This window comes from Companilactobacillus bobalius (assembly GCF_002179915.1).
Taxonomy (GTDB): Bacteria; Bacillota; Bacilli; order Lactobacillales; family Lactobacillaceae; genus Companilactobacillus; species Companilactobacillus bobalius.
Map to the genome: position 1 here is coordinate 135,123 of NZ_MYFM01000001.1, position 21,378 is coordinate 156,500.

22 protein-coding genes and 1 pseudogene are annotated in these 21,378 nt (G+C 34.1%); 15 read left to right on the plus strand and 8 right to left on the minus strand.

Translation table 11 applies throughout. From position 1 onward, the window contains the following. Positions 1–121 precede the first annotated feature (121 nt). The 8 genes and pseudogenes from LKACC16343_RS00680 to LKACC16343_RS00715 all read left to right on the plus strand — a co-directional run bounded on the left by LKACC16343_RS00680 (position 122) and on the right by LKACC16343_RS00715 (position 7,068). Positions 122–997, plus strand: a pseudogene (locus tag LKACC16343_RS00680) (LysR family transcriptional regulator). A 131-nt stretch (positions 998–1,128) separates the two neighbouring features. After that, on the plus strand, positions 1,129–1,941 hold the full coding sequence (locus LKACC16343_RS00685; protein WP_056952726.1) for an oxidoreductase: 813 nt from the start codon (positions 1,129–1,131) through the stop codon (positions 1,939–1,941). A 176-nt stretch (positions 1,942–2,117) separates the two neighbouring features. Then, entirely contained in the window at positions 2,118–2,942 is an 825-nt protein-coding gene (locus LKACC16343_RS00690; protein WP_234032572.1) for a helix-turn-helix domain-containing protein, read from the plus strand. 117 nt (positions 2,943–3,059) lie between these two features. After that, positions 3,060–3,701 carry an NAD(P)H-binding protein gene (locus LKACC16343_RS00695; protein WP_056952724.1) on the plus strand — a complete coding sequence of 214 codons (642 nt, stop codon included), beginning with the start codon at positions 3,060–3,062 and terminating at the stop codon, positions 3,699–3,701. A 71-nt stretch (positions 3,702–3,772) separates the two neighbouring features. Next, entirely contained in the window at positions 3,773–4,288 is a 516-nt protein-coding gene (locus tag LKACC16343_RS00700; RefSeq protein WP_056952722.1) for a hypothetical protein, read from the plus strand. Positions 4,289–4,449: 161 nt separating this feature from the next. Then, positions 4,450–5,325: an ABC transporter ATP-binding protein gene (locus LKACC16343_RS00705; RefSeq protein ID WP_056952720.1), complete on the plus strand. Its 876-nt coding sequence runs from the start codon at positions 4,450–4,452 to the stop codon at positions 5,323–5,325. After that, a complete protein-coding gene (locus LKACC16343_RS00710) occupies positions 5,315–6,046 on the plus strand; it encodes an ABC transporter permease (RefSeq protein ID WP_056952716.1) in 732 nt (243 codons plus the stop codon). The genes LKACC16343_RS00705 and LKACC16343_RS00710 overlap by 11 nt, the downstream gene beginning before the upstream one ends. Positions 6,047–6,237: 191 nt before the next feature. Beyond that, on the plus strand, positions 6,238–7,068 hold the full coding sequence (locus LKACC16343_RS00715; RefSeq protein ID WP_056952714.1) for a metallophosphoesterase family protein: 831 nt from the start codon (positions 6,238–6,240) through the stop codon (positions 7,066–7,068). A gap of 168 nt (positions 7,069–7,236) precedes the next feature. Here LKACC16343_RS00715 and LKACC16343_RS00720 read toward each other — a convergent pair whose 3' ends face one another. Continuing rightward, the gene (locus tag LKACC16343_RS00720; protein WP_087721243.1) at positions 7,237–7,434 is read right to left on the minus strand and encodes a hypothetical protein; all 198 of its coding nucleotides are present in this window, start codon (positions 7,432–7,434) and stop codon (positions 7,237–7,239) included. Positions 7,435–7,783: 349 nt separating this feature from the next. Further along, positions 7,784–8,947, minus strand: coding sequence for a CAP domain-containing protein (locus LKACC16343_RS00725; RefSeq protein WP_056952712.1), 1,164 nt, complete (start codon positions 8,945–8,947; stop codon positions 7,784–7,786). Positions 8,948–9,233: 286 nt separating this feature from the next. On the opposite strand from LKACC16343_RS00725, the gene LKACC16343_RS14230 reads away from it, so the two are divergent. Beyond that, entirely contained in the window at positions 9,234–9,404 is a 171-nt protein-coding gene (locus LKACC16343_RS14230; RefSeq protein ID WP_156638755.1) for a hypothetical protein, read from the plus strand. A 139-nt stretch (positions 9,405–9,543) separates the two neighbouring features. Here LKACC16343_RS14230 and LKACC16343_RS00730 read toward each other — a convergent pair whose 3' ends face one another. After that, positions 9,544–10,539, minus strand: coding sequence for an ROK family protein (locus LKACC16343_RS00730; RefSeq protein ID WP_056952710.1), 996 nt, complete (start codon positions 10,537–10,539; stop codon positions 9,544–9,546). Between the two features lie 115 nt (positions 10,540–10,654). Here LKACC16343_RS00730 and LKACC16343_RS00735 point away from each other — a divergent pair, with 115 nt between their 5' ends. After that, positions 10,655–11,038: a VOC family protein gene (locus tag LKACC16343_RS00735; RefSeq protein ID WP_056952708.1), complete on the plus strand. Its 384-nt coding sequence runs from the start codon at positions 10,655–10,657 to the stop codon at positions 11,036–11,038. Between the two features lie 28 nt (positions 11,039–11,066). Here the strand turns inward: LKACC16343_RS00735 and LKACC16343_RS00740 are convergent, their stop codons facing one another. After that, positions 11,067–12,290, minus strand: a complete 1,224-nt coding sequence (locus tag LKACC16343_RS00740; RefSeq protein WP_056952706.1) for an MFS transporter — start codon at positions 12,288–12,290, stop codon at positions 11,067–11,069. Positions 12,291–12,404: 114 nt separating this feature from the next. Here LKACC16343_RS00740 and LKACC16343_RS00745 point away from each other — a divergent pair, with 114 nt between their 5' ends. From LKACC16343_RS00745 to LKACC16343_RS00755, 3 genes are all read left to right on the plus strand, one after another. Beyond that, entirely contained in the window at positions 12,405–12,968 is a 564-nt protein-coding gene (locus LKACC16343_RS00745) for a winged helix-turn-helix domain-containing protein (RefSeq protein WP_056952704.1), read from the plus strand. 60 nt (positions 12,969–13,028) lie between these two features. Then, positions 13,029–13,325, plus strand: a complete 297-nt coding sequence (locus LKACC16343_RS00750; RefSeq protein ID WP_056952702.1) for an ArsR/SmtB family transcription factor — start codon at positions 13,029–13,031, stop codon at positions 13,323–13,325. Between the two features lie 174 nt (positions 13,326–13,499). Continuing rightward, a complete protein-coding gene (locus LKACC16343_RS00755; RefSeq protein ID WP_056952700.1) occupies positions 13,500–14,873 on the plus strand; it encodes an MFS transporter in 1,374 nt (457 codons plus the stop codon). Positions 14,874–14,922: 49 nt separating this feature from the next. On the opposite strand, the gene LKACC16343_RS00760 is transcribed toward LKACC16343_RS00755, so the two are convergent. Further along, positions 14,923–15,696 (minus strand): hypothetical protein, encoded by a 774-nt coding sequence (locus LKACC16343_RS00760; protein ID WP_056952698.1) that lies wholly within the window; start codon positions 15,694–15,696, stop codon positions 14,923–14,925. A 187-nt stretch (positions 15,697–15,883) separates the two neighbouring features. Continuing rightward, the gene (locus LKACC16343_RS00765) at positions 15,884–16,417 is read right to left on the minus strand and encodes a GNAT family N-acetyltransferase (protein ID WP_056952696.1); all 534 of its coding nucleotides are present in this window, start codon (positions 16,415–16,417) and stop codon (positions 15,884–15,886) included. Positions 16,418–16,580: 163 nt separating this feature from the next. On the opposite strand from LKACC16343_RS00765, the gene LKACC16343_RS00770 reads away from it, so the two are divergent. Next, on the plus strand, positions 16,581–18,779 hold the full coding sequence (locus tag LKACC16343_RS00770; RefSeq protein ID WP_056952694.1) for a Tex family protein: 2,199 nt from the start codon (positions 16,581–16,583) through the stop codon (positions 18,777–18,779). Between the two features lie 55 nt (positions 18,780–18,834). On the opposite strand, the gene LKACC16343_RS00775 is transcribed toward LKACC16343_RS00770, so the two are convergent. After that, positions 18,835–19,611: an ABC transporter permease gene (locus LKACC16343_RS00775; RefSeq protein ID WP_056952692.1), complete on the minus strand. Its 777-nt coding sequence runs from the start codon at positions 19,609–19,611 to the stop codon at positions 18,835–18,837. A gap of 17 nt (positions 19,612–19,628) precedes the next feature. After that, entirely contained in the window at positions 19,629–20,564 is a 936-nt protein-coding gene (locus tag LKACC16343_RS00780; protein WP_056952690.1) for an ATP-binding cassette domain-containing protein, read from the minus strand. A 147-nt stretch (positions 20,565–20,711) separates the two neighbouring features. Between LKACC16343_RS00780 and LKACC16343_RS00785 the strand changes: the two genes are divergently transcribed. Then, entirely contained in the window at positions 20,712–21,227 is a 516-nt protein-coding gene (locus LKACC16343_RS00785) for a MarR family winged helix-turn-helix transcriptional regulator (protein ID WP_056952689.1), read from the plus strand. Positions 21,228–21,378 lie beyond the last annotated feature (151 nt).

The window sequence follows — 21,378 nt, forward strand, 5'->3', positions numbered from 1 at the left end:
ACTTCTCCTTGAGTTAATCAATTTGCTTACGTGTATTAGAGTAAGACTTGAATTAGGCAATGTCTAATGCTTATAATGTATCTAAAATCATACGATATTGTAATAGTAAGGAGAAATAAAAATGGAATTACGAGTTTTGCGTTATTTCCAGGCTGTGGCATCAGAATTAAACTTTAGTCGTGCTGCCGAAAAATTACATGTTTCTCAACCAACCATTTCCAGACAATTGAAGGATTTGGAGGATGAAGTGGGCGTAACCTTGATAAAAAGAGGTGGACGTTCAATTGAATTAACTAGTGAGGGTGAATATTTTTCTAATCAGGTCAATCAGATTCTGGCCTTGACCGATAAGACACTTGATAATATGTAGATAGGTCAGGATATTACCGGATCAATTGTTATCGGTAGCGCTGAAACAAGAAGTTTCATTAGTGTAGCTCAGTCAATCAAAGTATTAAGAAATAAGTACCCACATATTAAAGTTAATATCGTCAGTACCAATGCTAACGATGTTAGAAGAAACTTGGATTCAGGGAATTTTGACTTTGGTATTGTAGTAGATCCGGCCTCAAAGAAGGATTTCGAGTTCATTCACTTATTAGGTGAGAGTCGTTGGGGAGTCTTGATGCCACGTAGTTCTGATTTAGCTAATAAAGATCATATAACACTGGATGACCTAGAGAATCGTGACATGATTGTCACACAACAGAACGGCTTTTTGGATACTTTAAAGGATTGGTATGGTGAAAGCACTAAGAAATTTAATATCGTAGCAACTTACAATCTACTTTATAACGCATCATTACTAGTATCAGCTGGAGTAGGTTATGCTCTGTGTGTTGACGGGATTATCAATACTAATCAATCCGATTTAATTTTTGTGCCATTGGAACCACGTCGAACAGCGGGAACAAATCTAGTTTGGCAAAAGGGACGAGAACTTTCTCAAGCCGCTGAAGCCTTTTTGAAACAAATATCTAGTGATATTAATAAATAAAAGCTGCTGGTTTAAAAATCCGGCAGTTTTTATTTGGCACAATAAGCTAAGTACATGTCACTTTATGCCATTAAGATTGACGTCATTTGTCGGTATTATAGGTACATAAATTGAGACACGGAGGCAGACAGATGTCAGTTATTTTAATTACAGGTGCAAGTAGTGGGATTGGTTATCAAACAGCAGAGTTGTTAGCATTACAAAATAATATTGTATATGGTGCAGCTCGTAGATTAGACAAGTTAAATGAATTGAAAAAATATAATGTCCGTCCACTGGAATTGGATATTACTAATGAAGAATCTATTAAAAGTGCCGTTAAAACTATTATCAAAGAAGAAGGACGTATTGATGTTTTAATCAATAATGCTGGTTATGGTTCTTATGGAGCAGTTGAGGATGTCTCAATTGAAGAAGCCAAGCGACAATTTGATGTTAACTTATTCGGAATGGCACAATTAACCCAATTAGTATTACCATATATGAGAAAACAACATGAGGGACGAATCATTAATACTTCTTCCATGGGAGGACGTTTAGTTAGTTATATGGGAGCATGGTATCACGCTACTAAGTATGCTGTAGAGGCTTTTAGTGATGCATTAAGAATGGAAACTAAGGAATTTGGAATTAAAGTTTCCATTATTGAACCCGGTGGTATTAAAACAAATTGGGGCTTCATTGCGGCTGATAAGTTACAAAAATCTGCTCAAGGTGGTGCCTATGAAGGGCAAGCCGACAAAGCCGCTGCAGGAATGAGAAAACAATACTCATCCAATATGATGTCTAACCCTAAAGTGGTTTCCAAAGCTATTTTAAAAGCAGTTAGCTCAAATCGTCCCAAAACTAGATATCTTATCGGCTTTGGAGCTAAGCCATTAGTATTTGCTAAAACAATCTTACCAACAACAATTTTTGATTTCATAATGAAGCATGCTAGTTAATAGATAGGAGCTGTTCAATCAATGAAACTGAGTATTTCTAGTCAATTCCAAATTTTTATGAATAAAATGGGCCTCGACATTAATGATATATTGCAGGAGGCGGGAATCAATAAGGTTCTGTGGAAAGAAACCATTGAGCTTAATAAAATAGTGAGTACTGGCGTTTATTGGATGTATTGGATAATAAAACATCTGATCAAAATATTATTTATTTGTCCCAAATAGAAAAGATGAATACTTTTATGCCATCATTTTTTGCAGCAATGACAGCCCAAAATGGGTTAGAGGCTATAAAGCGGCTGGCTGAATATAAATTTCTAATAGGTCCAGTGAAATTAACAATCATGACTAATGAAAAAACCACCTCTATTCATATTTCGGGGATCGATTTACAATTAGAATTGCCCCGTTTTACTGTCATGCTAGAACAACTTTTGATACTTAATCTGTTGAGAACAGGTACTTCGAAGACAATCGTGCCCATTAAAGTGGGGAGCAAGTATGATTATGGAACGGATATAATTGATGTTTTAAAAATGACTCCGGAAAAGTTAATGGAGAACGAAATTATATTTGACAATAATGACTTAGCCCGACCCTTTTTATCTTCAAATAATGTTATGTGGACATTTATACGTCCTGAATTGGATCGCAAGAAGTTAGAAGTAAAGAGTAATAAATCATTGGAAGAAAATATACAGGCGCTTTTGATAAAAAGAATTCCTAGTGGTGATTTTGGAATAGATGAAGTATCGAAGAGTTTAAATATTAGTAAACGAACTTTACAGCGGAATTTGAAAACATTGAAAACCTCTTTCAATGAACAAGTAAAGTATGCTCGGCAAAGTCTAGTTAATCCTTTAATGAAAGATGAAACTTTAACATTGATCGATATAAGTTATTTATTGGGATATTCTGATCCGGAGTCCTTCTCACGAGCCTTTAAGAATTGGTATGGTATGAGTCCGTCGACGTATCGAGAAAAAATACTGCTTAAGTAATTAAAATAAATGATATGCTTTTTAAGCATAGATACATATTAGATAGAGGTATTAGACATCTTTTATAAGTGAACATAGAATATTCTAGTAAGCTAATCAGAAAGCAGGAATAAATATATGAGTACAGTAATGATTATTGGTGCCAATGGTGGTACTGCTAGGATATTAATTGAACGCATTTTAAAGGAAACAGAGAATAATTTGATTCTTTTTTTGAGGAAGGCTGAAAGATTGAGTCAATATCAAGGAAATGACAGAGTCACAATTGTGGATGGGGATGTCCTCAAAACACAAGATTTAGCAAAAGCTATGAGGCCAGCCGATATTATCTATTCAAATGTTGGAGGAACTGATTTAGGTGCTCAAACTAAAAGTATTTTGGCTGCAATGGAAGAAGAGGGAAAGAAGCGTTTAATTTTCATTAGTGCTTTAGGTGCTCATCATGAAGTACCAGGTAAGTTTGGTGAATGGAATGAGCAAGCTATTGCTGCATTTTTACCAGGGTTTAGAGAGTCAGCTACTCTTTTGGAACAATCAAACCTTTACTATACTGAAATTCGTCCAGCATGGTTAACCGATAATGATGAAATTGATTATGAGGAAACAACTCAAGATCAACCGTTCAAAGGAACTGAAGTTTCACGTGCTAGTGTAGCTGATTTTGTACTAAAATTAATCAATAATCCACGTCAAGACCTACGAGCAAGTGTCGGATTGAACAAACCCAATACTGATGGTGATAAGCCTAGCTGGATGTGATTAAGGCCTATCTTGAAATGTACGTTATGGTGTAACATTATTCGTACATAGAAAGTTAGGAGAATATTTCCATGTTAAAACTGAAAGTAATCATATCTGCTGTGTTGGTATTAATCAGTATTATAATTTTTATTTTTAAGGCTTTACCTGAAATTAAACGAATTCGTAAGTACAATAAAACGGTTAATGGACCAAAACTATATCGCTGGACCGCTGATATAATGGAGGAATATCCACAAGAATACAAACGTATGAAACGGAGTATGTATATTTGGATATGTCTTTATTTGTTACTTATCTGTTCCATTGTATTAGGAGTAACTGGTTTTTATGTGGTTCTTAATTATTATGATTATTCTTTGATAAAGATATTTGCCATTTTGATGATAGTATTTTCTTTAGCTTATTTGTACACATATAGATTGTATGCTCAGAATCGAATCAGGTTATATCAACTCATTTTGAAAAAATCTTCGGATCAATTTGTTGAGGACAGGTCAAAAATGGTTAAAGGTTCCGAAATCGGTAATAGATATCACATGCTGGGTATGATAATGCTTGGTATAGCTTTAGCGATTGTTTTATAGAAGACGTTCAGATATTGGATTTATATTCAATATTTGAACGTTTTTTTTGTTTGATAGTTTCATTGTAAATTCTTTGTAAATAGCTTGATTATTTATATCTTGAAATTATTAATTGTGATAATTTTTGTTCTGTAAAATATGATTTCAAAAGGAAATTTAAAATGAATGAGGTTATTAGGTGTAAGAATATATCAGTTAAGTTCAGGAAAAAGTTTTTACAATTAGAAAATAATTATGCCCTACAGGATATTAATTTTGAAATTAAAACTAATGAAATATTTGGTATTATAGGTCCTTCTGGAGCAGGGAAAACCACTTTATTGAATGTTTTAACAAATCAAGTTTCTTTTAAAGGGGAGCTTGACATAGATGGAATTCCTGTTGAGAAAAATGATAAAGTGTTTGAACAAATTAGTCTGTGTGCTGTTGATAGTGGATTATATGACGAGCTAAGTGTGATAGATAATCTTTTGTTATATGCCAATATTTTTGGTAAAGGTCCCAAGAAAGTTAAAAAGTTATTGCGGTCAGCTGGTTTACATGATTGTCAAAAAATAAAAATGTCCAAACTATCAACAGGTATGAAAAGACGAGTGTCTTTGATTAGATGTTTTCTGAATAATGCTGGAATAGTTTTATTAGATGAACCTACCAGTAATGTCGATCCCATAACTAGTAAAAAAATCAGAAATTTGATTTATAAAATTAAAAAATCAGGAAAAACAGTGATATTAACAACTCATAATATGAATGAGGCCGAGAATTTTTGTGACCACTTAATATTGATGAATGAAGGTCGGATTATTGAGCAGGGGAGTCCAGAGAATATCAAAAATAAATTTGCTGGTATAAAAATAGAAGTAACTTGTTTTACGTTTGATAATAGATCAGATATCTTTGTGTTGCCTAAGCAAAATAGTGAATTAGCAGACTTTATTTTGAACAATAGAATAAGAAGTATTCATTCTAATGAACCTACTTTAGAAACAGTGTTCATTCAATCTATTGAAAAGAGAAATATATCTAATGAAAACTAATAATATTCCTGTCTTATTAAAAGTTAAATTTAAGTTATTAATTAAAAATTTTTCAGCTATGGTAGGCTCTATTCTAGCCATATTTTTCAGTATATTATTTAGAACTACTTTGCCAAATATATCGTTTGATGGTCAAAAGGCACCATTCATTTTGATGATGGTGGTTATGTTTAATTCAGTTATGGCATCAATTATGATGATTAGTATCCCTATGGCAGAAGAAAAAGAGAAAAAAAGTTTGAAATTATTAATATCTTCGTCGATTAGTCAAACTGATTATGTAATTGCAACGATTACACCACCATTCGTTGTCATTATGATTACAAACTTTATTTTGCCTTTCTTAAGTGGCGTTAAACTACAAATCATGAGTTACCTTATTTATATTGTTATTAGCATGGTTATGACCTTGATGAGCATGATTGTTGGGTTATTAATCGGAATTTTATGTCGAAAAGTATCGGACACATCATATGTTGTATTGCCAGTAATACTGCCATTAATCTTGATACCTCAATTTGCTACTTTTAATCAATCAATGGCAAAAGTATCCAATTACCTTTATACAGGAATTCTTTTGAAGATGTTAAGGGCTGTTTCATTGAATCAGTCGATTCAATTATCGCTTCAATCATTGGGAATCATTCTATTGGAGTTTATTTTATTGTTAGGCTTTTTCTTCTATCTATACAATTCAAGAGGTATACGTTTAGAAAAATAGAAAATAAAGATATTAAAATTTGTAGGATTTAATTTGATAAAACTAATCTTAAAAATCGTTGATAAATAGTAGAAGCTAAGTCTAGACAAATCGATAATAGCATTGGGATATAAAATGGATTACAATAATGGTTATTATTCTTATGTAAACTGCAATGTTAAAGTGGTTTATGAACTTAGGGGATGTTGAAGATGATACACAAGATTGCAGTTTTTTCTGATGTTCACGGTAATGTGTCTGCTTTGGATGCTGTTTTAAGAGATGCTAAACAAAATGGAGTTACAGATTATTGGTTTTTAGGAGATTTATTCTTGCCTGGTCCTGGAGCTGAACGGCTTTATGAAACTATGGAATCTTTACATCCAGTGGTTTGGCTACAGGGAAACTGGGAACAAGAGATTGATAGTATTATTAAAGGGGATGCTGATTTCGATGATCCTTCTGAGGTTTATTTATCAAGATTGACTGAATACTTAATCAATAACTTAAGCTCTAAACATTATCAGGAATTGATTCAAAGACCAATTTCCACAACGATAACTGTTAATGGATTAAATTTTGGTTTGTCACATAATCAAGCTGAACGTTCGACGGGACATGATTTATTTCCATCTGAGGCACAAGCTAATTTTGATCATTTAGCCGGCGATAAGGATGTTTTATTGTATGGACATACACATCAACAAGTAATGCGTACTTCCAGTAAAGGACAATTGATTATTAATCCGGGAGCTACAGGTCAGCCATACAGTCCTTATGCCAAATTGATGGCCGACCAACGAGCTTGCTATACAATTTTGACAGTTGATGATGAAGGTAGAATAGATGTTTCTTTTAGAAAAGTTTTCTATGATATTGATGAGGAAATTAAACTAGCCCAAGATTTAAATCTTCCTTATATTCATTTATACAAACACTTACGTAAAACTGGGTTCACAGTAACCCATGATCAAAAGTTATTGAAGAAAGTGAATGCTGAATATGGTTATGAACAAGAAGTTCGTAAGTTTTTCAATAAATAATTATTAGTCGTTTTTAGTGAAAACTGAATAACGACTATTTTTATGCAAAAAAGGAGCTACACTCTGTCGTATTAGTAGAATTAATCTACCAATACGATAAAGTGTAGCTCCCTTAATATTTAAACTTTTAATGGTTAAGAATGTGTTTGGAACCTACAAGAATTTAAGCTACTTTTTCAAGAAAGCAAGCACTTTTTTCTCATTTGGTTTCATGCTTCCTGCTAAGAATGCAACTATAATTGCAACAACAGAAGCTAAGAATTCCCATACTGACCATTTAAAGACTAATGTTAAAATCAACATGATAAAAACTGAAATCAACATAACTCCATCTCTGGGGCCTAATTTCAAATAAGGAAACATCATAAGAATCACTTCTTTCATCATTTGATATACATTGAATAAGCTCAACCAGGATTTTATCGTGTATGCAGAATTTCTAGGTAGATTTTTGTTTCCATTTGGATCGTAGCTTTAACTGCGTATCTATTTCTAATAGGAAGCAGTCTAAGAGTAATTCAAACATCCATTTAGTTCCTAAGAATATTATAGCACTTCTTTCGTTTATTATGAAAACTGTTTCATAAAGACGTTTGGGCAAAATCTTTGGGAGAAAGGACTTGATGGTAACTGATTAATCAAGCAAGATCACTAGTGACTAATTTGGATTGCTTGGCGACTCTAATCGGACAAAAAAAGATACCCGAAGGTATCTCTAATTTACATTCACTTGATTTTCTTGAAGCCAAGAATTAGTAGCAATATGGTACATTTTTACTTTTGTCTTGGGATTAACAGCACGTCGATCCATGATCCATTTACTGTCCTTAGGTACGATTTTGCCTGTGAAATTACCATTGTTATCGTAAACCTTGGCATCGGTGGTTGCTGTAACGCTGGAGCCATATAGGAACTTGGCCCATGGCAAGACATCAGCGGCCGAAACGAAACCATTGGTGCTAACGTGATAGTATTTTTTACCATTGATGGTGGCAACAATATCGGAAATCCAATCAGAATTTGGTGCAAGTTCTAAGTCCTTATTTCTGTTTCCATAACGGTCATAAACAGGAGTAGCGTAATTTTTAGTTGTCACGCCACCACGTATGTCAGCTGTGACATAATCTTTGCGTTGAGTATAGTCAGCACCTTTACGGTCGGTATCGGCCAGATCATATTTGGAAGGATTAGCGTAATCATTATATTTGGTCATATAGTAGTCTTTGACAGCACTAGGATCGTATTTACTATATGACTCTTGATCATTACCCATTTCTTGAGAAAAATAAATCATACCAGTATTTGATACACTGACACCAATTCCGACATAGCTTATATATGGATTGAGCATATTCTTTCTGTGACCATAATCGGGGGTAGAATCATATGTTTCGCTGTAAAATTCATCAGTGATTTTTTCAGCAATAATTAGGGGATCAGTTGAGCCAATCATTGAAAAAGGCATTTGAGCAATATTTTCTTCAGCAGTGTAGTTGTATGGATACATATTTGCCGAATGCCAATTGGAGTGATCATCAACACCGCCAGAAGTGATAAAAGAATCAGTTCTAGCTTGAGCGTAGTTGTTGAGAATATCAATTGAAGTTAGTGGCTCTAAATTGTTTTGAGACCTGAGACGATTAAGCTCATTTAGCATAGCAAGTTTAACAGCGGCAAGGTTGATATTTTCATAACCAGCTTGCGTTTTAGTGGTTGATGAAGAAGTATCAGTTAATTCAGTAGAGTTTGTAGTAGTTGAAGCTGAATCATTGTTAGGAGTGGAATCAGTGTCAGCAAGGACAATTGTTCCACCCATACTTGTAGATAAAAGGGCACCTGTAGCAATTAAGATTGCTGTTTTTTTAATTTTAGAAAACATAATAATATTTCCCCCGTTTCTCATAGATCATGACACATTAATTATAATGAACATTTTATATTACTTCCATTAATTAAAACAGATAAGTTTGACAAGTAATTAAGAAATTTATAGAAATTACTTTTGATATTCAGAATCACTGACATTGTAATTGTTATTATGCAGTATAAATCCTTGATATAGAGAGTGTCCCACAATAAAAAAATACTTTTAGTATATAGTGGTTGCTGTAAATGATTATATGTTTTATCTTTTAATCGTTAAGTTACGAAAAAGGGAGGAGAATATGGAACAAAGTAAAGAGGTTACAGTTCTAATGGACCAACTGAGTCGAGCATATACTGATCCTGAAATTAAAACAGACTATTATCTAGCTAAATTCATTTTGAAATGTGCTAAAGTTTTAGATAAAACTAATGATGTTAATCTGGTTTCGGCAGGATACATTGCTATATGAATAGTTATATTTTCTATTTGAGAACTCAAAAAAAGAGTCTTCCTAAATCTGCGGTTGATTTGTATTATTCGTGTAAAAAGAATAATGGGAAGTATGATCCTTCAGAGCTTGATATTTACTTTAGTATGATGAGATTCTATTAAATATTTTTAATTATACTTTCAAAAATTTTTTCTCTACCATAATTTATTAAACCGTTTTGATAAGCTTGATCAATATTCTCATCAAAATCAATTGTGGTTTCCGATATCTGCTGAATTCGGTCATGCAAATTCCTTAATAGTTTATTCCTATCGATTTTTCTATCGGGAGAGAAGACTACTATTTTGTCGGGGTCTAGTAGCGCAATCATGCTTTGAAGATCATTTAATAAATATTCCTCAAAAATATCTTGCTTCATTGGGTAGTGAGTATTTTTATAAGATGGTCCCAAGGATATCTCTCCAGCCGCTCCTGATTTGCCTAAAACAAGATTACCGGAGATTAATAAGCCGACTCCTGGAGCATAGTTTTTGGGATAGTAGATTCCTATAATATTATCTTTTTGATTATTTCCGTTGACTCCTAAAACCATAGCGTTAACGTCATTAATTACTTTGACGGTAATATTAGTGTGTTCAAAAAGATATTGTTCCAAATTTACTTCGGATAATCCGGGGATGTCGCTTAGAATCATTTTTTGAGCTGACTCTACACCGGAGGTTCCTATGATAATTAAATTTGGCGTTATCTTTTGCTTTTGCAACACTTCTTCAATGGACTGTAATAGATCTTCGGGATGTACGATTTCTCTTTGCAAATTGTTGTTAGAGATAATGCCTCCATTTAAATTGATGATTTCTAATTTTGCTATCATTTTTTGATCTATTTCTAAAATACGAATGGTTAATAGATTAAAGTTATTGCCATTAATGGTATATTGTATTGCCCGTCTACCACCAGTTGAAACTTTTTGCAGACTGCTAGTGACAATTCCTTTTTCGGTAAGAATTTTAATTAATTTATTAATGCTGACGACACTTAATCCGGTGTTGTCAGCTATTTTTTTAGATGAAAGAGGACCATTTTGAATGATGGTTTGAATAATGACATTAAAATTTCTTTCTCTCATAAGTTCGGGGACATTTTTATCCATGAATTTTACTCCTTGGTTCTTCTAGACAATTCCATATATCAATGGTATATTAATTTTGCAGCTTAGTAAACTAAGTTTATAAAGATAATTAAAAAACTTTCTGGGGAGTAATAGTATGAAAATTGAACACGTTGGACTTTTTGTTAATGATTTAGAAAAAACAGTCTCATTTTATGAAAAATATTTTGGAGCAACTGCTTCTGAAAAATATCATAATGTTAAAACTACTTTTTCTTCAAGATTTTTAACATTCGAAGATGGAGCAAGACTGGAAGTATGTACCCGTGAGGATTTGAATCAAGATAAGTTAAATGGGTATCCATTAGGATACATGCATATGGCTATGTCATTGGGTTCAAAAGAAAAAGTTGATGAAGTATCTGCACGTATAGAAGCCGATGGATACACTCATTTGAGTGGCCCAAGAGTAACAGGCGATGGTTATTACGAAAGTGTTATTCTTGATCCTGAAGGAAACCAGATTGAATTGACTGTTTAAAATAATTGTATGAAAAAAGGAAATGAGATTAATTCTCGTTTCCTTTTTTAGGTAGTAAAAGACAAACGGCTGATAAAGCTAGTAGTATCATCGATACAATATATGCTAAGGCAGGATTGATTAAATTGTAGATTAGAACGATACCAATAGTACCTAAAGGCATTGAAATAATTGAAACTGTATTCATTAGTCCAGTTAAACTACCGATAATTTCTTCATCAGCAGTTTTCAATAGGGCGGCCGTTAATTTGGGATTAGCTTGACCCATACAGAAACCACCAATAGCCATAGAAATAATGATAAGGATAAAACTCTTTAAACTTAAGAGATTAATATAGAATAGTCCCAATGTTGCGACACAAGTGATCATGACTGACCTGAAAGATAAATTTTTAAACCATCCAGAATGTAAAACACTTCCTAACACTGTTCCAGCTACGAGAACAGTGTTGATAATTAGTACACTTACACTGAAGGGAAGAGGTAATTTATTTCCCTGATCAACTAGGTAGAGATTAATAACGGCATCTAGACTGGACCCAACAGCATTCATGAAGAAAATACTGCCCAGTAAAGCCCAAGCATTAGTGTCCGAACCTTTTTCGAGCGCCTGTTTCATTTGGGCCAAAAGTTTATGAATGGAAGGTGACTTATGTTTAATTTGTTCAACTTTGAGAGAATCGTACCCAAAAATTAGAATAATACCAGCAACTAAAAAGGTTAAAGCATTGATATAGCCGGCCAGTTGATAGTCATTTGTTAAGGCTAATAAGCTGACGCCAATGGCTTGACCGACAGTTTGCATGATAGTCAAGATACCTTGAGTGATACCCATAGCTTCTTCTTGAAATTCACGGTCAATCTTAGTTTGAATAATTGGCATACGTAAACCATTGCTGTACATACCGATAATATCTGAAAAGATGTTAATTAGGATAATAATCATTAGTAAGAAGACTTGTTTTTGAGTAATTAATAGAGCCAAAAGTAAATAGAGTCCAGCTTGAATAAATTTGGTACTAGCTAGCCAAACACGTTTGTTAGAAGTTCGGTCAGCAATTTGTCCGGTAACGATACCGAGGACACCAGGCATAACTGTTGCAACTGAAACAATGGAAACCATGATACTGGCGTTAGCAAAGCTACGTGCATAAGTTAATAAAATAATATTGAATAAGCTCGTACCGATAGTTTCAAAAAAGTCAGCACCAGTTAAGGTCATAAAAGCTTGGTTCTTAACTAAATTTTTCATATTATCACGTCCATCTAAAATTATTGTACGTTTAAATTAATTTAAATGATAAATGAATTTTAATTGTTTGATTTCAATTTGTCAAACATTTATGCTGATAAAGAGGTGAAAATAATGTCCAAAGTTACAGTAGATCAATTTGCCAAATTAATGGTCGACGACAAAGTTGGCAAAATTTTAAAAGCCACTAAAGCTGAAGAGGGACTAACTCCCAAACAGATTTCAAAGGCCACTAAAATCCCCAATAATCAGCTATATTACACATTGAATAAAATGATGGATGCTGATCTTTTAAAAATTGTTAAACAAGAGAAAATTAAGAATTTAACTGAGAATTATTATTCCAGTTTGTTTCTGAATCAAAAAACAAAATATATCGCGGATGATGATAATGTTTTAAATTTCTCAGATGATTGGATTAAAGAACACGCTGAACAAACACTTCAATTAGTGATGTTGCAACATCATGAATTCATTAGCGCTTTGAGAGAAACTATAAACAGTGAAACCGATGAAGACAATACTACTTCAGCACATGGGGAGATAGATTTATCTCCAGAAGGTGAAAAAAAGGTCATGACAGATTTGTTCAAGGTATTAAATAACGCCGAAAAAAATGACCCTAATCCCGATTCAAAAAATAAGCGCCATGTTAAGATTCAGTTGGAAAAATGGTAGACAAGATTTTTTGAGCTAACGTCTTGAATAACCGATTAAATCTCAAGTAAAATAACAAATATGGTAAATACTAAATTGAAAAATCAAATAGATGATAGACAAATTCAAATTTTTAAAGCACTAGCTGACCCGATTCGTTTAGAAATTATTGAATATCTGAAACATACTGATCACGAGATAGCCTGTGGTGAAGTGGGAAGAGCAGTTGATATCAGCAAAACTTCTGGCTCGTATCACTTCAAGTTGTTGGAATCTGCGGGATTAATTAATACACGACGAGAAGCTCGTGAAAAATACGTTACTTTGAACAAAAGTACGTTTGATAAATATGTGACTGATTTCTATCGGAATATTTAAATATTTATCCTAAATGGCTGAATTCATTGGTATCTTTGAATTACTCAAAAAATGACGTTTTAATGACGTCTTTTTTTTATACGGTTTTTATTGTCACAAATTTTACTGAATGATAATGTTAAATAGTTCAAAAATATTTGAACTATTTTAAAATACTGTACAGAGGAGATTCAAATGGAAGCAACCACTGATAAAAGGATTAGTTCCACCTGGATTTTGATATTAACGTCACTAGGATTTTTCATGTCGATGATGGACTCAATGATTGTCACGACAGCCTCAACCGCAATTAGAACAGATTTTCATATTTCAGTGAATACTTTGCAGTGGGCTTTGAATGCTTACAATATAACAATTGGTGCCGTATTGCTGGTTGGTGTTTCCTTGGGTGAAAGAATTGGTCGCCGAAGAATTTATAATATCGGTATTTTCATTTTCACTTTGGGTTCGGTATTTTGTGCATTGTCCAGTAATATTAACGTTTTGATTGTTGCTCGAATAATTGAAGGAATCGGTGCCTCAGTCATGACGCCGATGTCTATGGCAATTTTAACCCATGCGTTACCGGCTTCAGAACGAGGTAAAGCATTAGGAATCTGGAGTGGAATTGGAGGTTTAGCACTGATTGTTGGGCCATCATTAGGTGGCCTAATTGTTGCTAAACTAACTTGGCAATGGATTTTTTGGATCAATGTTCCTATTGGACTAGTTGCAATTTATTTATCAAAACGGATATTGCCAGAAAGTACTGGTAATAGTGACAAAATTGGACTGTTGGACTCCTTATTAGTCATTTTCGCTTCAGCGGGTATTATCTGGTCCTTGTCAGAAATAACTGCTGCCAGTTCAAAAGTTATATCAGCCTTGGTTGGTATCTTAAGTTTAGTCTTAGGGATCTGGTTTATTGTTCGTCAAAAAAATGAATCGAAACCGATGATTCCTTTAAAATATTTTCGTTCAAAGGTGTTTACCGGTGGGAACGTAGCAACTTTTCTGTTGTATGCAGCAATGTATGGCGTGGTATTTTTTTTACCGCAGTTTCTTCAAGTTGTTGGGCGAGCAGACTCTTTAACTGCAGGTTTGGAAATTTTACCTTGGACTGGAACTTTAGTTGTAGTGGCTCCTTTTGCCGGTAAGGCAGTAGATAAATTTGGAGAAAAGTTGATAGCGACTTTAGGACTTATTTTGCAGGGAATAGGTTATTTGTTGCTTTCAATTTTGGTTACTGAACAAAGTTCTTATTTAATCATGATAATTCCGTTGGCGTTGGCTGGTATAGGACTTTCAATGGCAGGACCAGCCTTACAAAAATCTGTTTTAGGAGCAGTTGATCCTACATCTATTGGTAAAGCATCGGGAATTTATAATGTTTTCCGATTGATGGGTGGTGCCTTAGGAACCACTATTTCAGTAATTGTATTTTATAGATTTGGCAATACTATAGATGTTAGTTCATTTACCAATGGTTTTCGTGCTGCCATGATGTGTGCTGGTTTGATGTCACTCATGGGTATTCTATTCTCGTTTTGGGTCAAGGATAATAATTGAAATAAAAAACTTCCGAGTATACTGGCCCGGAAGTTTTTCGTTATAAAGATTAATTATTATATTCTTGATTTATTTCATCAGTCATATTTTTTTCAATGATGATTGGGGATGCATCTTGTTTATTCTTAATCAAAGAATTATTCAAAACAAATTCTTTAGCACCAGGTTCTTTGACCCAGAAATGAATGTTAGCCATGACCGGTTGGAAAGTGGTGTCTTCTTTAAAACCATTTTCATCTAAATGTTCATAGCTAGAATAATATGGCCAATCAACACTTTGAATGGCTAGAATAATTTCAGAACCAATTTTAGGTAAGGGAGCGTTATCGTCCTGTATTAATACGGGATGGTCGAATTTCTTAATTCCCTTGTTGGATGTAAATGAAAAACTATTATCTTTGGAAGTTATACCACCCCAAAAGACAAGATTGATTATTTTTTTGTTCAGCTTGTTACTACCACCAATCACTTGATCTACTTTGACTTCGCCACGTGTAAAAACTGGTGGTAATTCTGAAGCAGAGTGTTTTTTATTAATAACTTTGCCTAAATTGAGTACCTTTGCCTTGATAACCCAAGTTTCTGAATTAATTTTCTTAAAGTCGGCGACTGAATGAACACTACCAGCGTAGTCGTCAGAATATTGTGAATTATGAACTACGGCTAGGTCCTTAGTTTGCTCTTCCCATTTCTTTGAATTAACAGCTATCTGTTGGCTTTCAGGTAACTTTTGTGGTTCTGATACTTTGGTTCTTTTACTTGAGCAAGCACTAAGTGGAAAGATGATTGCTAGAAGCATAATTAGTAGCAAAGATTTTTTCATGTATTTCTCCTTAAGTAATAATATTAAAAGTATTACTTAAGGAAAAATCTCTAGCAACAAAAAACAGTAAAAATTTTTATTCGTTAGATTATATATAAAGATATTTGTATTTGGCCTCGAAGACAATACAAAATAAATAGGATGTAAATTTGATTAACCTCAAATTCACATCCTATTTTTGTACAAATTATAGATTCAATTCAAAAGCCAAACGAGCATTATCCTCGTGATTGGCAGCGGGTTCACTAACATAAATTTTTCCACGATGAACGTAACCGGCACTAGTAGCCAAGTGTTGCATTCTTTTGTTCAATTTATGAGTATCGATTCTAAAGTTATGAACGCCGTTTTGATAAGACTGACTAATAAGATTAGAAACAAAGATTTTACCCAAATGTTGACCAGCAAAATCACCACTAATGGCGATACGATGAATAGTTGCATAAGGGTCAGTATTGTTTTCCCATTGACCATCAGTAATTTCACGATAATTAGGATCATCGGCAACAATTAAAGTTGCTGTTCCGGCAACCTTGTTATCGACCATTAGGACCCAACATTGTTGAGCCATAATATCATTTTTTAAAGTGGCGGTATCAGGATAACCACTTTGCCATTGAGGACTACCGTCTGCTTTCAACATTGCTTGAGCTTGACTAATAATGTTCATTATTTCCTTTAAATCTGTAATTTGTGCACGCTTGATGTAGATTGAACTCATTTTGGTCCTCCGTATAAATAAGATAATTTAATTTTATCACTTTAATTTTTCTTGACGATATTTGGATGAAATTTTAGGTGTAGGTGAGCGACTGAATTATGAATTGACCATGGTATAATTGAAGACGCGTTTAATCCAAGTAGTAACAATAATGGAGGATCACATGGCAACAAAACAAGAAGAAAATAACATGGTTGATCTGGCCAAACCAGTTCACCAACAATTAAATCAGTATCGTGTGCAACAGATTCAAGCAGTTTTAACACTTTTAGATGAAGGCAATACAGTACCTTTTATTGCCCGTTATCGTAAGGAACGAACAGGAACTTTGGATGAGGTCGCTATTCGTGATATTGAAGATGAAGCTCATCGGCTAATGAAATTAAATCAACGTCGTGATGATGTGTTGAAATTGATTCAAGAGCAGGGTAAGCTAACGCCTAATTTGAAACAACAATTAGAACAGGCTACAGTTTTGCAACAAGTTGAAGATTTATATCTTCCATATAAACAAAAGCGCCGTACCAAGGCTACCATAGCTCGTGAAGCAGGATTGGAACCATTGGCTAAGTGGTTAATGACTTTTCCTGAACGTGGACTTGATGCTAAAGCAAAAACTTTTATTTCTACAGATAAAGATTTACCCGATCTGACATCGGTTTGGGCTGGAGTTAACGAGATCTTAGCCGAAGATTTCAGTGAACGAGCTGACTTCCGTGAATGGATTCGTGGTTATACATGGGCTCACGGAGAACTAACTAGTAAACTCAAACGAGGCGCTAAGGATAAAGATGAACAACAGGTTTATGAAACTTATTATGAATTCACGCAAGCTTTGAAACAGGTTCCACCGTATCGTGTTTTAGCAATAAATCGTGGTGAACGTGAGAAGATTTTAACAGTAGGAATAACAGTTGATGATACTTCAATCTTGCATTATGGAGATTCACATTTAGTCAGACGTCATAAAGGACCAGCAGTAGAAAAAGTTGAAGTAGCCTTTGCTGATGCTTATAAACGTTTCATTGGTCCATCGATTGAACGTGAACTTCGCCGTCAAATATCCGATAAGGCTGATAAACATGCTATTCAAGTATTTGGTAACAACTTGTACCATCTTTTGATGCAGGCACCTTTAAAAGGAAAAGTAGTCATGGGATTTGATCCGGCTTATCGAACAGGCTGTAAATTGGCAATTATGGATGCAAATGGTCGCTTTTTGACTAAACAAGTTATCTATCCACATAAACCCGCTAGCAGTAAACAACGTGCTGAAGCCGGTCCAGAGTTCAAAAAATTACTGGAAAAATATCATGTAGAAATGATTGCTATCGGTAATGGAACTGCCAGTCGTGAATCTGAAGAGTTTGTCAGTGAAATTTTGAAAACTTTAGATCATCCGGTTTATTACGTGATTGTTAACGAAGCTGGAGCATCCGTTTATTCTGCTAGCGCCAATGCTCGTAAGGAGTTCGCTGATTTGCATGTTGAAGAACGTTCGGCTGTCAGTATTGGGCGTCGCCTGCAAGATCCGTTAGCTGAATTGATCAAAGTTGATCCGAAAGCTATTGGTGTTGGTCAATATCAACACGATGTACCTGAAAAGGAACTGGATGAACAATTGGATCGTGTTGTTGAGACTGCTGTTAACCAAGTAGGGGTCAATCTAAATACCGCAAGTCCTGAACTGTTAACCCATATTTCTGGATTGACCGCCACTACTGCCAAAAACATTGTGACTTATAGAAATGAAAATGGTTCGTTCTCTAAACGTCAAGATTTAAAATCTGTTCCTCGATTGGGACCTAAGGCTTATCAACAGTCGGTTGGTTTCTTGAGAATCATTGCTGGTAGTGATCCATTAGATAATACAGATATTCATCCAGAAAGTTATGCTGCTACTCGAAAATTGTTGTCAGGTATCAATGTAACAATTGATTCTATTGGAACACCGGAGCTACAACAGAAATTAGGTAAGCTAGATCAAAAACAGTGGGCTGAAAAGTTAGATATCGGTGAATCAACTTTGGCAGATATTATCGCTGGTTTGAGTAAACCGGGACGTGACTTGCGTGATAGTATGCCAGCACCATTGTTACGTCAAGACGTTTTGACTATGGCCGATTTGAAACCAGGGATGGAACTTCAAGGTACCGTTCGTAATGTAATTGATTTTGGTGCTTTTGTTGATATTGGCGTTAAGCAAGACGGACTAGTTCACATTTCACAATTATCAGATCATTTCGTCAGTGATCCTAGTACCGTGGTGACAATTGGTGATATTGTTACTGTCTGGGTTCTTAGTGTTGATCAAGATCGTAATCGAATTCAATTAACTATGCGTAAAGAAAATCAAAAATAATAAAATAAAGGATCAATGCCGGTTTATAGACCAACATTGGTCCTTTATTTTTAAATTAATTTTGTCTGTTATATGCCCAGACTGTTAAAGAAGCAAAAATTAGTACAATACCTAAATCAAATAAAAGAACAATCCATGCGGCATTTGAAAAGGCTCCTGTTGCCAAAATTTGTCGAATAGCGGTAATCACATGTGTCATCGGATTTAAATTAGCAATTATCTGTAAAAATTTAGGCAAAGTATTGATCGGTATAAAAGCGTTTGATAAGAATGATAATAGTAACATCGTCATTAAAGAAATGCTTTCCACCATAGTTGCACTTTTTGCCATTAAACCGATAAATGCATAGATCCACGATATAGCCCAGCCAGTAAAGACAGTGATTAATATGATGACAATAATCCATCCAAATGCTACATTTGGACGCCACCCCATGAGATAACCGGTTGTAAGTGATGCAATAACTGCAAGGACCAATCGTAAAATATCTGCCAGCAATTGTCCAGCAAGGGGAGCAATATGGGCGATGGGTAATGTTTTGAAACGGTCAAAGATTCCCGTTTCCATGTCTTCTTTGAGTTGTGTACCAGAACCTGAAGCGGCAGATAGAATAGTTTGTATTAATATTCCCGGAACGATTATTGGCAGATAGGCATGGACTCCTCCAGCAATGGCGCCACCGAATAAATAACCAAAAAGTATCATAAACATAACTGGTTGAATTAGAACATCCATTAAATGATCAGGATTATGTAGAGTTTTTAGAAGATTACGATAGGCCATGGTATTAATATTTTGCATTATGCTAATACGATTTTTTTTAATTTCCATTATATTTTTCTCCGTATTTAATTTTTACCAATTGTTAGAGCCATAAAGACATCATCTAGGGATGGTTCCTGAATGGTTAAATTTGAAACGTTTATTTTGGCTGTATTTAGTTGAGATAGTCCATCAATTATTTGTTCAGTCATTTTGAATTTCATAGTAATAGTATTGTTGAGTATCTGTGGCTTCGAATTCAATGCGTTTTGAAGGATTTTGGCAGCAAGAAGAATATCGTTATTCTTTATTACCTTTAAAGATACTCTTGATTCACCTGTTTCCTTTTTTAATTCATCAGGTGTACCAATTCTAATTAATTTACCATGATCAATCACTGCAACTCGATCAGCTAAATTATCAGCTTCCTCAAGATATTGTGTTGTCAAAAAAATTGTTGATCCATGGTTTACCAAGTTTCGAATTGTATCCCACATTTGCGTGCGTGTTCGTGGATCCAAACCAGTTGTAGGTTCGTCTAAGAAAATTATCTCTGGTCGTGTGATTAGGCTAATTGCTAAATCCAATCTACGGCGCATACCACCAGAAAATTCTTTAATTGATTTATTGGCACTTGCTTCAAGTGAGAACTCTTTGAGTAACTCATCAGTTCGAGCTTGTGATTCTTTTTTTGTTAGACCATTCAATCTAGAAAAAATTAGTAAATTTTCTTTAGCAGTAATATCTTCATCCACGGCAGCGTATTGACCAGTTACTCCAAAAGTTGATCGTGCCAGTTTACTTTCTTTTTTGATATCATGACCAAAAATAGTTATATTACCAGTAGTTGGTTTTAATAGAGTAGTTATCATACGAAGAATAGTGGTTTTACCAGCTCCATTAGGACCTAATAATCCAAAAACTTCTCCTTTTGTAACGGTGAATGAAACATCATCGACTACTTTTTGATTGTTGAATGCTTTAGATAAATGTTCTACGTTAATGGCAGTGTTATTTTGCATTTTAATGACCTCTTCAAAAGTTAATCAGGTATACCTAATAAAAACAGATTATAAGGTCTACCTGATTAAAAATCAAGAAAAATAATCAGGTGGACCTGAATTAAATTGAATATTCACGTATAATAAGAAATTGGAGGCTACATAACGATGACAAATTTAATTGATCAGGGAAAAACGGCAGGTAAGTTGGTTGAATTTAGCATGTTACAAAACATTGCTGAAGATGACGTGCAACACAAAAATGATTATAAAATGTTATTTCAAGGTCAGGGAAAGATACTGTTAGCATTGTCAGACGATAATAATTTGCCACAAAAAGTTTTAGCAGATAGACTTAACATGACGCCTCAATCGATGGCCGAATTTGTTCGTAAACTTGAAAAGAGAGGCTTGGTTTCGCGTAAAAAATCAAAGAATGATAAACGTGTGACGATTGTTAGTTTGACTGATAATGGTCAATTGGAAATTGAAAAAAGAATGCAAGTAATTCCAAAATACTTAAGAGCTTTAGATGATGAGGAATTGTTACAGCTTAATAATATTTTGGATAAAATAAATGAACAAATGTATCTTGATATTAAAGATGCTGATCCAACTTTGCATAATAAATATCATCAACTTATGTTGAATCACGTATTGACCAAAATTCATACAGATGATTAAAGTGTTAACTCAAAATTGGTGATAAATATATGTTACAGAATACTTAATTAACATAATCTGGGGATAGAAGAATAGTTATTTACTGAAGTGCATCATTAGATAGATTAACTGATTTAAAATTTGGATGGAATTTTATTGGTAATTACAATAA